Below are 14,495 nucleotides of genomic sequence, written 5' to 3' on the forward strand. Positions count from 1 at the left end.
CCACCGTCCCGGCGCTGGCGGAATGGACCCCCGAACGCCCGGTGGAATTCGTCGTGGCATCCGGGGCCGGCGGCGGGACCGACAATTTCGCCCGCACCATCCAGGCCGCGCTGACGCGCAACGACATCCTGGACCAGAACATGGTCGTGCTGAACAAGGGTGGCGGTTCGGGGGCCGAGGCGTTTCTGTACGCCCGTCAGAACGCCGCCCGATCCGCACAAGCTGATCTTCGGGACGAACAACGTCTATCTGCTGCCCCATGTGGCCCAGCTGGCCTATTCGGCCGAGGACCTGCAGCCCGTCGCAGCGCTGGCGCTGGACGAGTTCCTGATCTGGGTCAAGGCCGACGCCCCCTGGCAGACGTCGATGGAGCTGATCGAGGCGGCCAAGGCCGAACCCGGCGCCATCGTCTTTGGCGGCAGCCAGTCCAAGGACACCGACGAGACGCTGGTGGCGCTGATCGAACAGACCACCGGCGCCGATTTCAAGTACGTCCCCTTCAACGGCGGCGGAGAGGTCGGCGTGCAGCTGGCCGGCGGCCATATCGCCGCGAACGTCAACAACCCGAACGAGAACATCGGCCAGTGGCAGGCGGGCGCGATCCGTCCGCTGTGCGTGTTCTCGCCCGAACGGATGGCGGAATCCGAGCCGGTCAGCGGCGACATGGGCTGGCACGACATCCCCACCTGCGCCGAGCAGGGGCTGGAGATCGAGCGGTACCAGATGCCGCGCACCGTCTGGCTGCCCGCGGGCACCGACCCCGAGGTGGTGGCCTTTTACCAGGACGCCCTGACCCGCGTGGCCGAGACCGAGGAATGGAAGGACTACCTTGCCAAGACCTCGCAGACCGCGGCGGTGCTGACCGGGGACGAGCTGACCGCCTTCATCGAGGAGAACGAGGCCGCGACCGTGACCGTCTTCGAGGCCGAGGGCTGGGTCACCGCCGCCGCGCAGTAAGCGCATCGGGGCATCCGGGATCATCCGGATGCCCCTTTTGCCAATGGGGAAAGGGAGGGTCATGACCGTCAGACGTTTTCATGCCGAGATCGGCACGGCAATCACCACCGGCGCATTGGGCGTGGCGGCCATCATCGGCGCCGCCGAACTGGGCACCGGGTGGAGCGATCATGGCCCCCAACCGGGCTATTTCCCCTTCTGGGTGGCGATCGTCCTGATCGCGGGCAGCCTGTGGAACCTGGGCGGCGCGCTGGTCGCGCACAGCAAGGCACAGCGCACGCCCCCCGACCCCCTGGATGACCCGGAGGAGCCGTTCCTGCCGCGCCAGAACCTGATCCGCATCGCGACCTTCCTGGGGGCGATGACGGCCTTCGTCATCGGCATGCTGACGGTCGGCTTCTATGTCGCGGCGACCTTCTACATCGGGCTGACCGCCTGGCGGCAGGGCGGGTTCCGCCTGTGGAAAGGCTTGGCCATCGGCGCGGGTTTCGCCGTCAGCCTGTACCTGATCTTCGAGACGATCTTTCAGATTCCGCTGTTGAAGGGGCCGCTGGAGCCGCTTCTGGGCATCTATTAAGGGGCCGCGACAATGGGCAATTTCGATCTGCTGATGCACGGGTTTTCCGTGGCCATCACCCCGATGCACCTGATGCTGATGGTCGCGGGCGTCCTGATGGGACTGGTCGTGGGGGTGTTGCCCGGGCTGGGGGCGCCCAACGGGGTGTCGCTGCTGATCCCGCTGACCTTCGCGCTGGACCCGACATCGGCCATCATCCTGCTGACATCGATGTATTGGGGGGCGCTGTTCGGCGGGTCCACCACGTCGATCCTGTTCAACATTCCGGGGGAACCGTCATCGGTCGCCACCACCTTCGACGGCTATCCGATGGCGCGCAACGGCGAATCGACGCGCGCGCTGACGCTGGCCTTCGTGTCGGCGGGGGTGGGCGCGCTGATGGGTATTCTGGTCATCACCCTGCTGGCGGGCTGGGCGTCGCAATTCGCGCTGCGCTTCGGTGCGCCAGAATATTTCGCGGTCTATTTCCTGGCCTTCGCGGCCTTCATCGGCATGGGCAGCGCCGCCCCGATGAAGACGCTGGTGTCGCTGACGACCGGCCTGATCCTGACATCCGTGGGCATGGACAGCGTGACCGGGTCCATCCGCCTGACCTACGGGTTCTCGGACCTGCTGGGCGGGATCAGCTTCCTGGTGGTGGTGATCGGCCTCTTCGGCATCGGGGAGCTGCTGGCCACTGTGCAGGAGGGGCTGCGGTTCCGCGGCGTGTCCTCTAGGATCGACCTGCGCGATGTGCTCAAGACCCTGGCCGAGCTGCCCAAGTACTGGGCCACGACCCTGCGGTCGGGCCTGATTGGCATCTGGATGGGCATCACGCCGGGCGGGCCGACGGCGGCCAGCTTCATGTCCTATGGCGTGGCGCGCCAGACCTCGCGCAAGGGCGCGGCCTTCGGGTCGGGACGCCCCGAGGGCATCGTCGCGCCGGAAACGGCGGATCACAGCGCGGGCACCTGCGCGATGCTGCCGATGCTGGCCCTGGGCGTGCCGTCATCGGCCACTGCGGCGGTGATGATGGGTGGGCTGATGATCTGGGGCCTGACGCCGGGGCCAATGCTGTTCGCGACCCAGCCCGATTTCGTCTGGGGCCTGATCGCCAGCATGTACGTGTCGAACCTGCTGGGCGTGATCCTGGTCCTGGCCACCGTGCCGATGTTCGCGGCGCTGCTGCGCATCCCCTTCACCATCATCGGGCCGATGATCGTCGCGATCTGCTTCGTCGGTGCCTACACGGTGTCCGGGGCGACGTTCGATCTGTGGCTGGTGCTGATCTTCGGTTTCGTGGGCTTCATGTTCACCAAGCTGGACTATCCGCTGGCGCCGATGATTCTTGCCATGGTCCTGGGCCACAAGGCCGAGAACGCGTTCCACCAGTCGATGCTGCTGTCGGACGGATCGCTTGGCATCTTCTTTGCCAACCCGTTGGTGACAGGGATCATGATCGTGGCGCTGGCGCTGCTGATCCTGCCCAAGACGCTTGGCCTGGCGCTCAGCCTGCGCCGCAACCGCAAGGTGGTCGCATGAACCTGATCGGTCACTTTGCCGCGCGCCACGGGCGCACCGTCCAGACCGCGATCATCGGCACCGGCGGGTTCGGGCGCAGCTATCTGGCGCAGGCGCGCCATGTGGACGGGCTGGCCTGCCGGGTGGCGGTGGACCGCGATGCAGAGACGGCAGTGGCGGCGCTGGCATCTGTCGGCGTGGACGTGGCGCGGATCGTTTCCTGCACCGACGCGGCGGCCGCGCGGGCGGCATGGGATGCGGGTCATTTTATCGCCGCCGGCGATCTGGCCGCGGTCGCCGCCCTCCCGCTGGACGTCGTGCTGGAGGCCACCGGCGACCCCGAGGCCGGCGCCCGCCATGCTGAGATGGCCATTGCGGCGGGACATCACGTCGTCATGGTCACCAAGGAGACCGACAGCGTCATCGGCCCGATCCTGTCGCGCATGGCCCGCGATAGGGGCGTGGTCGTGGCGCCGGTGGACGGCGATCAGCCAAGCCTGCTGATCGGGCTTGCGACCTGGGCGCAGGTCATCGGCCTGCGGATCGTCGCGGCGGGCAAGTCCAGCGAATACGATTTCGTCTTCGATCCCGATACGGGGCAGGTGATCAGCAATGGCACGGCTGTAGCCGCGCCGGGGCTGGCCGACTGGATGGACCCGGCGGATCGGCCTTGGGCCGATGTGGCCGCGGGCCGGGCGCACGCCCTGCGCGCGCTGCCACAGCGCGCCGTGCCGGACCTGTGCGAGCTGACGCTGGTCGCCAATGCCCTGGGGCTGATGCCGGACCGTGCGGACCTGCACGCCCCCATCGCCCGCATCCCCGAGGTCGCGGACCTGATGACCGACCAGGGCGGGCTTCTGTCGGGGCAGGGGCGGCTGGACGTGTTCCACTGCCTGCGCTTGGCCGGCGAGGTCAGCTTCGCGGGCGGCGTCTTCGTCACCGTGGCCTGCGACGACGCCGCGACGTGGGACATGCTGCGCGACAAGGGACATGTCGTGTCCCGCGACGGGCGCACCGCGATGATCGGCCTGCCGCGCCACCTGCTGGGGCTGGAGGCCGCGACCACGGTGTTCGAGGCCGCCCTGCACGGCGTCTCCTCCGGCGCGCGCGCCCCGCGCCCGGTCGTGGACCTGACCGCCTTCGCCGATGCCGACCTGCCCGCCGGCACCGTCCTGCGGGCCCAGGGGCATCATCACAGCATCGCCCATGTCTCGGGCCGCATGACGCCCGCGCGGGCGGTCGCGGACGATGTGCCGGTGCCGTACTACCTGGCCGCCGGGCGGACGCTGCGCCGCGACGTCGCGGCAGGGCAACCGATTCTGTGTGGCGACGTGGCACTGGACGAAGGCTCGACGCTCCTGCGGCTGCGCCGGATGCAGGACGCCGTCACCGATTGGGGGCTTGCCTCAGGGGCTTGAAGCCCGTCCGCCGCGCGGGCATTGAGGGCAGGCACCAACCGGAGGCTTGCCCGATGCGCGTGATCTTCATGGGAACGCCCGATTTCTCGGTCCCCGCCCTGCGGGCCATCGCCGCGCGCCACGACGTGGTGGCGGTCTATTCCCAACCGCCCCGCGCGGCCGGGCGTGGGCAAAAGCCGCGCCCCTCTCCGGTGGCCTTGGCGGCGCAGGACCTGGGGATCCCGGTCCGCACCCCGGCCCGCCTGCGCGACCCCCAGGACCAGGCCGACTTCGCGGCGCTGGACGCGGATGTGGCGGTGGTCGTGGCCTATGGCCTGATCCTGCCGCAGCCGGTGCTGGATGCGCCGCGCCTTGGCTGCCTGAACATCCATGCCTCGATCCTGCCGCGCTGGCGAGGGGCGGCGCCTATCCACCGCGCGATCCTAGCGGGGGATGCGGAAACCGGCGTCGCGATCATGCAGATGGAGGCGGGGCTGGATACCGGCCCGGTGCTGGCCCTGACCCGCACGCCCATCACCGCGGATGACACAACTGCCAGCCTGCATGACCGCCTGTCGGCGATGGGGGCGGACCTGATCTGCGACGTGCTGGACCGCCTGCCGCTGCCTGCCGTGCCTCAGGCGCAGGATGGCGTGACCTACGCCGCCAAGATCGACAAGACCGAGGCGCGTATCGACTGGACCCTGCCTGCCGAACAGGTGGACCTCCAGATCCGCGGGCTGTCACCCTTTCCGGGGGCGTGGTGCATGATCGGGGACGAACGCGTGAAGCTGCTGGCGAGCACCGTCGTCCCGGGACAGGGCGACCCCGGAACGGTCCTGCCCGATTTCACCATCGTCTGCGGCTCCGGGGCGGTGCGCATCACACTGGCACAACGTGCGGGCAAGCGGCCGATGACCCCTGCCGACCTGCTGCGCGGTTGGGCGATGCCCCCCCGGTTGGGCTAGGGCCGCATCAGCGGCCCGTCGCGCCCGGGCGCGGTGGGGGCTTGCCCCCACCCGGCGGGCGCGACCGCCATCGCGGGACGCAAACGGCGCCCCGCGTGATGCTCAGATCGCGCCGTGACAGTGCTTGAACTTCTTGCCCGATCCGCAGGGGCACGGATCGTTGCGCGCAGGCATCCCCCAGGTCGACGGATCGGCCTCGTCAAAGCCCGGGCGCGGCGCGGAAGGAGCCTCGGGCGCGGCGGGCGCGGGCGCTGCCGCCTCGGGTTCCGCCGATGCCTCCTCCTGGACCTGCTGCTGCTGGCGGGCCATCTGGGCCGCCATCTCGTCGCGCTCGGCCTGCGTCAGGGGACGGATCTGCGCCAGCCGCTGCGTCACGTCAAAGCGCAGGCCGTCAAGCAGCGTCTCGAACAGCTGGAAACCCTCGGTCTTGTATTCCGCCAACGGGTCGCGCTGCGCATAGCCGCGGAAGCCCACGACGGAACGCAGGTGATCCAGCGTCATCAGGTGCTCGCGCCATTTCTGGTCGATCTGCTGCAACAGGACCTGCTTCTCGATCTGCACCATGGTCTCGGGGCCGAAGGCCGCGGCCTTGTCCGCCATATAGGCGTCGCTGGCCTCGGTGATGCGTTCGCGCATCACGTCATGGTCCACGCCGTCCTCGGCCGCCCAATCCGCGACCGGCAGGTTCAGGTTCAGCCGCTCGCGGACCGATTTCTTCAGCCCCTCGGTGTCCCATTGCTCGGGATAGCTGCGGGGCGGCATGTGCTCGTCGATCAGGTCCTCGATCACCTGGTGCCGCATGTCGGCGGTGATCTCTCCGACCTCCTCGCTGTCCATGATCTCGCGGCGCTGGCCGAAGATCGCCTTGCGCTGGTCGTTCATCACGTCGTCGAACTTCAGCAGCTGCTTGCGGATGTCGAAGTTGCGACCCTCGACCTTGGCCTGTGCGCGTTCCAGCGACTTGTTCACCCAAGGGTGGATGATCGCCTCTCCCTCCTTCATGCCAAGCGTCGACAGGACCTTGTCCAGACGCTCGGAGCCGAAGATCCGCATCAGGTCGTCGTCCAGCGACAGGAAGAACAGCGACCGTCCGGGGTCGCCCTGGCGGCCCGAACGGCCGCGCAGCTGGTTGTCGATCCGCCGGCTTTCGTGGCGTTCGGTGCCCAGCACGAACAGCCCGCCCGCCGCCAGGACCTTTTCCTTCTCTCCGGCATGCTCGGCCTCGATCCGGGCGCGCAGCTCGTCGGGATGGGCGTCGGGATCGGCCTTCAGGGCCTCCATCACCTTCATCTCGACATTGCCGCCCAGCTGGATGTCGGTGCCGCGACCGGCCATGTTGGTGGCGATCGTCACCGCGCCCAGCTTGCCGGCATCGGCCACGATCTGCGCCTCGGCCTCGTGCTGGCGGGCGTTCAGGACGTTGTGGGGCACGCCGTCCTTCTTCAGCATCTCGGACAGCAGCTCGGACTTCTCGATGCTGGTGGTGCCGACCAGGATCGGCTGGCCCTTGGCATGGGCCTCCTTGATCGCCTCGACGACGGCGGCGTTCTTCTCGGTCGCGGTGCGATACACGCGGTCATGGTCGTCGATCCGCGCGATGCCGCGATTGGTCGGAACCTCGACCACGCCCAGCTTGTAGATCTCGGCGAATTCCTCGGCCTCGGTCGATGCCGTGCCGGTCATGCCTGCCAGGCGCTGGTACAGGCGGAAATAGTTCTGGAAGGTGACCGAGGCGAGGGTCACGTTTTCGGGCTGGATCTCGACGCCTTCCTTGGCCTCGATCGCCTGGTGCAGGCCGTCCGACAGGCGGCGGCCCTTCATCATCCGGCCGGTGAACTCGTCGATCAGCATCACCTCGCCGTCGCGCACCATGTAATGCTGGTCCCTCAGGAACAGCTTGTGCGCGCGCAGGGCCTGGCTGGCATGGTGGACGATGGTGGTCGATTCCGGATCATAGAGGGTCTGTCCCTCGGGCAGGACGCCGTCGGCCTGCAGACGCGTCTCCAGGAACTCGTTGCCGTCCTCGGTGAAGGTCGCATTGCGGGACTTCTCGTCCAGCTTGTAATGCTCCTCGGTCAGCAGGGGCACATAGGCATCCAGGATGCGGTACAGCTCGGACCGGTCCTGGCTGGGACCGCTGATGATCAGCGGCGTGCGCGCCTCGTCGATCAGGATGCTGTCGACCTCGTCGACGATGGCGAAGTTGTGACCGCGCTGGACCATCTCGGCCACGCTGCCCTTCATGTTGTCGCGCAGATAGTCGAAGCCCAGCTCGTTGTTGGTGGCATAGGTCACGTCGCAGGCATAGGCGTCGCGTTTTTCGCCCTCGGGCTGGAACGGCACGACCACGCCGCAGGACATGCCCAGCTGGGCATAGACCTTGGACATCCATTCGGCATCGCGTTTCGCCAGATAGTCGTTGACGGTGACGACATGGACGCCCTTGCCTGACAGCGCGTTCAGGTAGGCAGGAAAGGTGGCGACCAGGGTCTTGCCCTCGCCGGTCTTCATCTCCGCGATGTTGCCCTGATGCAGGAAGATCCCGCCCATCAGCTGCACATCGAAGGCCCGCAGGCCAAGCGCGCGGCGCGCACCCTCGCGGCAGTTGGCGAACGCCTCGGGCAGGATGTCGTCCAGCGATTCGCCGCCCGCCACGCGGGTCTTGAATTCGGCGGTCTTGTCGACCAGCCCCTGATCGGACAATGCCTTGAAGCTGTCCTCAAGGGCGTTGATGCGGGCGACCAGCGCGCGCGTGCCCTTGACCTTGCGGTCATTGGGCGTGCCAAAGACCATCTTCGCCAGATTACCGATCATGTTACCTTCGCCATCACGTTGTCGGGAAGGGACGTCACCTGCGGCCCACTTGCCCGCGCCGGTCGCATTGCCGTATCAGGGGCGTTGAACGAACGCGGCGGCGGCGCCTTCCACGGAGTTGGTTTGGATGTAGGCGCAGCCCACCTGACTGTCAATGTTGGCCCGGCCCCCGCGGGGGTGCGCGCCGTGAAAGGACCCATCCCCATGACCCGATCGACTTTGCTGGCCGCAGCCGTGCTTGCCGCCCTTTCCGCCCCCGCCCTGGCGCAGGACGCCGATGCCGACCAGGTGGTCGCCACCGTGAACGGCCAAGAGATCACCCTGGGCCAGATGATCGTCATGAAGCAGTCGATCCAGGACCCGGCCATGGCCGAGATGCCCGACCAGGCGCTGTGGGACGTGATGCTGGACCAGTTGATCCGCCAGACCGCCGTGGCCGAATCCGCCGAGGACACCGCCGGCGTGCGCGCCCAGCTGGAACTGCAGCGCCGCAACACCCTCGCCTCGGCCGCGGTCAGCCAGATCGCCCAGGCCGAGCCCACCGAGGAAGAGCTGCAGGCCAGCTATGACCGCCTGTTCGCCGATGCGGGCAGCGTGACGGAATACAACGCCGCCCATATCCTGGTCGACAGCCAGGAGAAGGCCGCCGAACTGAAGGCCGAGGTCGATGGCGGCGCCGATTTCGGCACCGTGGCCGAGGCGAACTCGACCGGGCCGTCCGGTCCCAACAAGGGTGATCTGGGCTGGTTCGCCGCCGACCAGATGGTGCCGCCCTTTGCCGAGGCCGTCGCGGCGCTGGAGCCGGGCCAGGTCAGCGACCCGGTCGAGACCGAATTCGGCTGGCACGTCATCAAGCTGAACGAGACCCGCCTGCGCGAGGCGCCCCCGCTGGCCGAGGTCCGTGACCAGATCAGCCAGATGGTCCTGCGCGAGAAGGTCGAGGCCCAGATCCAGAGCTTGGTGACCGCCGCCGACGTCAAGAAGACCGAAGGTCTGGACCCCGCCCAGCTGAACGCCACCGACCTGCTGGAGGCCGAGTGATGGGAAAGGCGGGTCTGCCCGTCTCTCCTCTGGCACCTGCGCGGTTTCCGGACCTGCCGGTGATCGCGGGCGTCGATTTCGCCAGCGCCGCCGCGGGCATCAAGTACCAGGGCCGCAGCGACGTCACGCTGATCCGCATCGCGCCGGGCAGCACGGTGGCAGGGGCCTTCACCCGGTCGTCCACGCGCGCCGCCTGCATCCTGGACAACCAGGCCAAGCTGGCGCAGGGGGGCGATGCGCCCGACGGCGCGGCGATCCTGATCAATTCCGGCAACGCCAATGCCTTCACCGGCGCGCGCGGCCAGCAGTCGGTCGATGCCGTCTGCGCGGCCGTGGCGGGTGCCCTTGACCTGCCGCAGGGGCGGGTCTTCACCTCGTCGACCGGCGTGATCGGAGAGCCGCTGCCGCACGAGCGGATTGTGGCCATCGTGGGCGATCTGGCACGTGATCTGGATGCGGGCGGGGTCGCCGATGCGGCGCGTGCGATCATGACCACCGACACCTTCCCCAAGGGCGCATCCGCGACCCTGGCGGACGGCACCCGCATCGCGGGCATCGCCAAGGGTTCTGGGATGATCGCGCCCGACATGGCGACGATGCTGGTCTATCTGTTCACCGATGCCACGGTGCCCGCAGCCGTGCTGCAGCAGGCGCTGTCCTCCGGGCTGGACGCGACCTTCAACGCGATCACCGTGGACAGCGACACGTCCACGTCCGACGCGCTGATCCTGGCCGCGACGGGGCAGGGGGCGGGCGCGCCCATCACCGATCTGGACAGCGATGCCGGGCGCGACTTCGTGACCGCGCTGCACGGCGTCATGCGCGATCTGGCCCATCAGGTCGTCCGCGACGGCGAGGGCGCCACCAAGTTCGTCGAGATCGCCGTGACGGGCGCCGCGGATGCGGCCGACGCGCATCGCGTGGCGATGGCCATCGCCAATTCGCCGCTGGTCAAGACCGCCATCGCCGGACAGGACGCGAACTGGGGCCGCATCGTGGCTGCGGTGGGCAAGTCGGGCGCGCGCGCCGACCGTGACCGCCTGCGCATCGCGTTCGGGGACATGGTCGTGGCCCGCGACGGCTGGCGCGATCCCGACTATGACGAAGCCGCCGCCAGCGCCTACATGCGCAACCAGGACCTGCGGATCGCCGTCGATCTGGGCTTGGGTGAGGCGTCGCGGACGGTCTGGACCTGCGATCTGACGCACGGCTATATCGACATCAACGCGGATTACCGGTCGTGAAGACCGTCCTGGTGTCCGCGGTGGCACTGATCGATCCCGACGGGCGTGTGCTTCTGGCCCAGCGCCCGCCGGGCAAGTCCATGGCGGGCCTGTGGGAATTCCCCGGCGGCAAGGTCGAACCCGGAGAGACCCCCGAGGCCGCCCTGATCCGCGAGCTGGAGGAGGAGCTGGGCATCCAGACCTGGAACAGCTGCCTGGCACCGCTGACCTTCGCCAGCCACGCCTATGACACGTTCCACCTGCTGATGCCGCTGTTCGCCTGCCGCCGCTGGCAGGGAATCGTTCAGCCGCGCGAAGGACAGCAGCTGGCTTGGGTCCGGGCCCGCGATTTGCGCGATTACCCCATGCCTGCGGCAGACATTCCCCTCATCCCGGCCCTGCAGATGTGGCTATAGTGTCGCAAATTTGAGTGATCCGATTGCATTGTTGCTGAAAAAAGTCGTAGATGATCAAGTTGCGAACGATTTTTTAACCATTTCATGACTAACTTTGTTTAGGGCACAGAGGAGGCTTGACATGATTCGCACTATTTCCGTCGGCAGCTACATCTCGATCCAGGGTCTATTCGAGGGCTCGACCGCGGATGGGAACATCTTGGTCCGCGTCGGCAACCGCACTTTCGAGGGCAAGCCGGTCGGCCACTGACCGTTCCGGCGCACGGGGGAGCGTAGCGCCAAAGGAACTGCATGAACAGAAAGGGGGTGATCCGAAAGGGTCACCCCCTTTTCCGTTCCATCCTGCCGGAACCCGGAACGCAAAAAGCCGGGCGATCGGATCGCCCGGCTTTCGCATGTCGCAGACGGTCGCTTACAGCGAGCGTTCGACCTCTTCGCGTTCGAAGATCTCGATGACATCGCCGGGACGGATGTCGTCATAGTTCTCGAAGGCCATGCCGCATTCCTGACCGGACTGCACTTCCTTGACCTCGTCCTTGAAGCGCTTGAGCGTCTTCAGCGTGCCTTCGTGGATCACCACGTTGTCGCGCAGCAGGCGCACGCCGGCCGAACGACGGGCCACGCCCTCGGTCACCAGACAGCCGGCGACGTTGCCGACGCCCGTGACGCGGAACACTTCCTTGATGGTCGCGTAACCGATGAAGTTCTCGCGAATCTCGTTGGACAGCATGCCCGAAGCGGCGGCCTTGATGTCGTCCAGCAGGTTGTAGATGATCGAGTAGTAGCGGATCTCGACACCCTTCTGGTTCGCGGCGTTGCGTGCCGGAGCGTTGGCCCGGACGTTGAAGCCGATGACCGGAGCGCCCGACGCCTCGGCCAGGCCGATGTCGGATTCGGTGATCGCACCCACGCCGTAATGCAGCACGCGCACGCGGACCTCGTCGTTGCCGACCTTTTCCAGGGCCTGCACGATGGCCTCGGCCGAACCCTGCACGTCGGCCTTGAGGACGACAGCCAGTTCGGACACGTTCACGTCCGCCTTGGCCTTGGCCATCATCTGCTCCAGCGTGGTCGCGGCACCGGCTGCGGCGCGTTTGTCCTTGGTCTGCTGGGCGCGGAACTCGGCGATCTCGCGGGCCTGCGCTTCGGTCTCGACCACGTTCAGCACGTCTCCGGCCTCGGGGGTACCGTTCAGACCCAGAACCTCGACCGGGACGGACGGGCCGGCTTCCTCGACGCGGTCGCCCTTGTCGTTGATCAGGGCGCGGACCTTGCCCCACTGCTCGCCCACGACGAAGATGTCGCCGCGGCGCAGGGTGCCGTGCTGGACCAGGACGGTGGCGACAGGGCCGCGTCCGACATCCAGCTGCGCCTCGATGACCGCGCCCTGTGCGGCACGGTTCGGGTTGGCGCGCAGCTCCAGCAGTTCGGCCTGAAGCGCGATGGCCTCCAGCAGGTTGTCCAGGCCCAGGCCGGTCTTGGCCGAGACCTCGACATCCTGCACGTCGCCCGACATGGCCTCGACGACCACCTCGTGCTGCAGCAGGTCGGTGCGGACCTTCTGCGGGTCGGCCTCGTGCTTGTCGATCTTGTTGATCGCCACGATCATCGGCACGTTGGCGGCCTTGGCATGGTTGATGGCCTCGACGGTCTGGGGCATCACGGCATCATCCGCCGCGACCACCAGCACCACGATATCCGTGACGTTCGCGCCACGGGCACGCATCGACGTGAAGGCCGCGTGGCCCGGCGTGTCCAGGAAGGACAGGACGGCGCCACTGTCGGTCGTCACCTGATAGGCGCCGATATGCTGCGTGATGCCGCCGGCTTCGCCCGAAACGACGGAGGCCTTGCGGATCGCGTCCAGCAGCGAGGTCTTGCCGTGGTCGACATGGCCCATGATCGTGATGATCGGCGGACGAGGCTGCATGTCCTCGTCACGATCGACCGTCGGGGCGATGACCTGCTCCACATCGCTGTCGCTGACGCGCAGGACCTTGTGGCCGAACTCCTCGATCACCAGCTCGGCGGTGTCGGCGTCGATGGGCTGGTTGGCAGTGACCATCATGCCCATCTTCATCAGCGCCTTGACCACGTCGGCGGCGCGTTCGGTCATGCGGTTGGCCAGCTCTTGGACCACGATGGTCTCGGGCAGGCGGACTTCGCGGAACTGCTTTTCGGGACGGGCGGACTGGCCCATCGCCTTCTGGCGGGTGCGTTCCTGCTTGCGCTTCATCGCGGCCATGCTGCGCTGGCGGCCGCCTTCGCCGTTCAGCGCCTGGTTCAGCGACAGCTTGCCGCCGCGACGGTTGTCGTCGGTGGTCTTGGCCTTGGCGGTCTTGTCTCGATCCGTGCGCTCCACGCGGTCGGTCTTGCGGGCCACGCCGGTCGTGACGCCCTTGGTCTCGGCGCGCGAGGCGGCAGCCTCGATCGCGGCCTGATCGGGGGCGGCGGGCTTGGTCGCACCGGCTGAGGGCTTGGGACGCTCCTGGCGCGGCTCGGCCTTGCGGCGGGCCTCGTCGGCGGCATCCTGCGCGGCCTGGGCCTCGGCCAGGGCTTTGGCCTTGAGGGCCTCCTCGCGCTCGCGCTCCTCGCGGGCCTTGGCCTCGATCTCGGCGCGGCGGCGCTCGCGCTCCTCCTCGCGGGCCTTCTCGTCGGCCAGGCGCTTGGCGGCGTCATCGGCCTCGCGTGCCTTGGCGGCGGCAAGGGCCTTCAGGCGGCGCTCCATCTCGGCATCGGAGATGCCTGCGGGGCGCTTGGAGCTGTCGCCGGCCACGCGGGCGGTCAGCGGGTTCTTTTCTTTCTGCGCATCCGTCATCGGCGCGGCTGCCTTGGGCACCACGACGCGCTTGCGCTTGGTTTCGACGACGACGCTTTTGGTGCGACCGTGGCTGAAGCTTTGCTTGACTGCGCCGGGGCGATTACCGCCACCAAGGCCCAAGGGGGTTTTTCCGTCTTTGTCGCTCATCTGCGTCTTCATTCCTTCCCGACAGCCGTATTGCCGTCGTCATGCCCGCGCAGACCCGTTAGTCTGCCGGCTTCCAAGATCACCTTGTCCGTCAGGCCACCCTTCGCAAGCGCGCCGTGTATGACATGACTGCGCCCAAAGGACAAACCCAATTCTGATGCGGTCAGGCAGCCGAACCAGCGTCCGCCGGTGGGCGTCCACAGCTTGCCCTTGCCGCGGTCCGACCCGTCGCTGGCCTGAAGCAGCACCTTGGCGCGACCTTCGGCCAGCCAGCCCTTGACCTTTTCGAACCCCGCCACCGCGCGGCCCGATTTTCGCGTCAGCGACACCAGTTCGACCAGCCGGCGGGCGATGCCCGCCTCGACCAGGTCGGCCAGGTCGGGGGCCGCCTGAACCGGAGCCTTGGCGGCACGAGAGAACAACCCCTTGGTCACCGCCTTGTTCAGGGCCGCCTTGTCGGCGGCGACCCAGATGCCGCGACCGGGCAGCTTTTCCGCCAGGTCGGGCACGACCTGCCCGTCAGGGCCGATCACGAAACGGATCAGGCCCCGCTTGGGTTGCACCTCGCCGGTGGCGATGCACCGGCGTTCCGGGTCATCGTCCCGGTCCTTGTCATGTCCACCACGGCTCAATC

The 14,495-nt window shown here is 67.8% G+C and carries 12 protein-coding genes; 9 read left to right on the top strand and 3 right to left on the bottom strand.

Features of this window, described 5'->3' with window-relative positions; genetic code table 11:
• Window positions 1-159 precede the first annotated feature (159 nt).
• From F1642_RS10650 to fmt, 5 genes are all read left to right on the top strand, one after another.
• On the top strand, window positions 160-957 hold the full coding sequence (locus F1642_RS10650) for a tripartite tricarboxylate transporter substrate-binding protein (protein ID WP_206692723.1): 798 nt from the start codon (window positions 160-162) through the stop codon (window positions 955-957).
• 61 nt (window positions 958-1,018) lie between these two features.
• Window positions 1,019-1,534 carry a tripartite tricarboxylate transporter TctB family protein gene (locus tag F1642_RS10655; RefSeq protein WP_194886203.1) on the top strand — a complete coding sequence of 172 codons (516 nt, stop codon included), beginning with the start codon at window positions 1,019-1,021 and terminating at the stop codon, window positions 1,532-1,534.
• A gap of 12 nt (window positions 1,535-1,546) precedes the next feature.
• Complete coding sequence (locus F1642_RS10660) at window positions 1,547-3,055, top strand: tripartite tricarboxylate transporter permease (protein WP_045999952.1); 1,509 nt, start codon at window positions 1,547-1,549, stop codon at window positions 3,053-3,055.
• On the top strand, window positions 3,052-4,452 hold the full coding sequence (locus F1642_RS10665; protein ID WP_194886204.1) for an SAF domain-containing protein: 1,401 nt from the start codon (window positions 3,052-3,054) through the stop codon (window positions 4,450-4,452). Before F1642_RS10660 ends, F1642_RS10665 begins: the two co-directional genes overlap by 4 nt.
• 53 nt (window positions 4,453-4,505) lie before the next feature.
• Window positions 4,506-5,399 carry a methionyl-tRNA formyltransferase gene (gene fmt / locus F1642_RS10670; RefSeq protein WP_194886205.1) on the top strand — a complete coding sequence of 298 codons (894 nt, stop codon included), beginning with the start codon at window positions 4,506-4,508 and terminating at the stop codon, window positions 5,397-5,399.
• Between the two features lie 102 nt (window positions 5,400-5,501).
• On the opposite strand, the gene secA is transcribed toward fmt, so the two are convergent.
• Window positions 5,502-8,213, bottom strand: a complete 2,712-nt coding sequence (gene secA, locus F1642_RS10675; RefSeq protein ID WP_194886206.1) for a preprotein translocase subunit SecA — start codon at window positions 8,211-8,213, stop codon at window positions 5,502-5,504.
• 204 nt (window positions 8,214-8,417) lie between these two features.
• Between secA and F1642_RS10680 the strand changes: the two genes are divergently transcribed.
• From F1642_RS10680 to F1642_RS15870, 4 genes are all read left to right on the top strand, one after another.
• The gene (locus F1642_RS10680; RefSeq protein ID WP_045981740.1) at window positions 8,418-9,254 is read left to right on the top strand and encodes a peptidylprolyl isomerase; all 837 of its coding nucleotides are present in this window, start codon (window positions 8,418-8,420) and stop codon (window positions 9,252-9,254) included.
• Complete coding sequence (gene argJ / locus F1642_RS10685) at window positions 9,254-10,498, top strand: bifunctional glutamate N-acetyltransferase/amino-acid acetyltransferase ArgJ (protein ID WP_194886207.1); 1,245 nt, start codon at window positions 9,254-9,256, stop codon at window positions 10,496-10,498. Before F1642_RS10680 ends, argJ begins: the two co-directional genes overlap by 1 nt.
• On the top strand, window positions 10,495-10,893 hold the full coding sequence (locus tag F1642_RS10690) for a (deoxy)nucleoside triphosphate pyrophosphohydrolase (protein ID WP_127897813.1): 399 nt from the start codon (window positions 10,495-10,497) through the stop codon (window positions 10,891-10,893). The genes argJ and F1642_RS10690 overlap by 4 nt, the downstream gene beginning before the upstream one ends.
• A gap of 121 nt (window positions 10,894-11,014) precedes the next feature.
• Complete coding sequence (locus tag F1642_RS15870) at window positions 11,015-11,143, top strand: hypothetical protein (RefSeq protein WP_045981737.1); 129 nt, start codon at window positions 11,015-11,017, stop codon at window positions 11,141-11,143.
• 162 nt (window positions 11,144-11,305) lie between these two features.
• Here F1642_RS15870 and infB read toward each other — a convergent pair whose 3' ends face one another.
• Window positions 11,306-13,861 carry a translation initiation factor IF-2 gene (infB, locus tag F1642_RS10695; protein ID WP_148911454.1) on the bottom strand — a complete coding sequence of 852 codons (2,556 nt, stop codon included), beginning with the start codon at window positions 13,859-13,861 and terminating at the stop codon, window positions 11,306-11,308.
• A gap of 8 nt (window positions 13,862-13,869) precedes the next feature.
• Entirely contained in the window at window positions 13,870-14,493 is a 624-nt protein-coding gene (locus F1642_RS10700) for an RNA-binding protein (RefSeq protein ID WP_045981736.1), read from the bottom strand.
• Window positions 14,494-14,495 lie beyond the last annotated feature (2 nt).

The organism is Paracoccus sp. NBH48, from assembly GCF_015390265.1.
In the GTDB taxonomy this organism is placed as follows: Bacteria; Pseudomonadota; Alphaproteobacteria; order Rhodobacterales; family Rhodobacteraceae; genus Paracoccus; species Paracoccus marcusii.

What these genes read in the sequence shown, in the direction of transcription:
- F1642_RS10655 (WP_194886203.1), top strand. Translation starts at nt 1,019, where the DNA reads ATGACCGTCAGACGTTTTCATGCCGAGATCGGCACGGCAATCACCACC.
- F1642_RS10660 (WP_045999952.1), top strand. Translation starts at nt 1,547, where the DNA reads ATGGGCAATTTCGATCTGCTGATGCACGGGTTTTCCGTGGCCATCACC.
- F1642_RS10665 (WP_194886204.1), top strand. Translation starts at nt 3,052, where the DNA reads ATGAACCTGATCGGTCACTTTGCCGCGCGCCACGGGCGCACCGTCCAG.
- fmt (WP_194886205.1), top strand. Translation starts at nt 4,506, where the DNA reads ATGCGCGTGATCTTCATGGGAACGCCCGATTTCTCGGTCCCCGCCCTG.
- secA (WP_194886206.1), bottom strand. Translation starts at nt 8,213, where the DNA reads ATGATCGGTAATCTGGCGAAGATGGTCTTTGGCACGCCCAATGACCGC.
- F1642_RS10680 (WP_045981740.1), top strand. Translation starts at nt 8,418, where the DNA reads ATGACCCGATCGACTTTGCTGGCCGCAGCCGTGCTTGCCGCCCTTTCC.
- argJ (WP_194886207.1), top strand. Translation starts at nt 9,254, where the DNA reads ATGGGAAAGGCGGGTCTGCCCGTCTCTCCTCTGGCACCTGCGCGGTTT.
- F1642_RS15870 (WP_045981737.1), top strand. Translation starts at nt 11,015, where the DNA reads ATGATTCGCACTATTTCCGTCGGCAGCTACATCTCGATCCAGGGTCTA.
- infB (WP_148911454.1), bottom strand. Translation starts at nt 13,861, where the DNA reads ATGAGCGACAAAGACGGAAAAACCCCCTTGGGCCTTGGTGGCGGTAAT.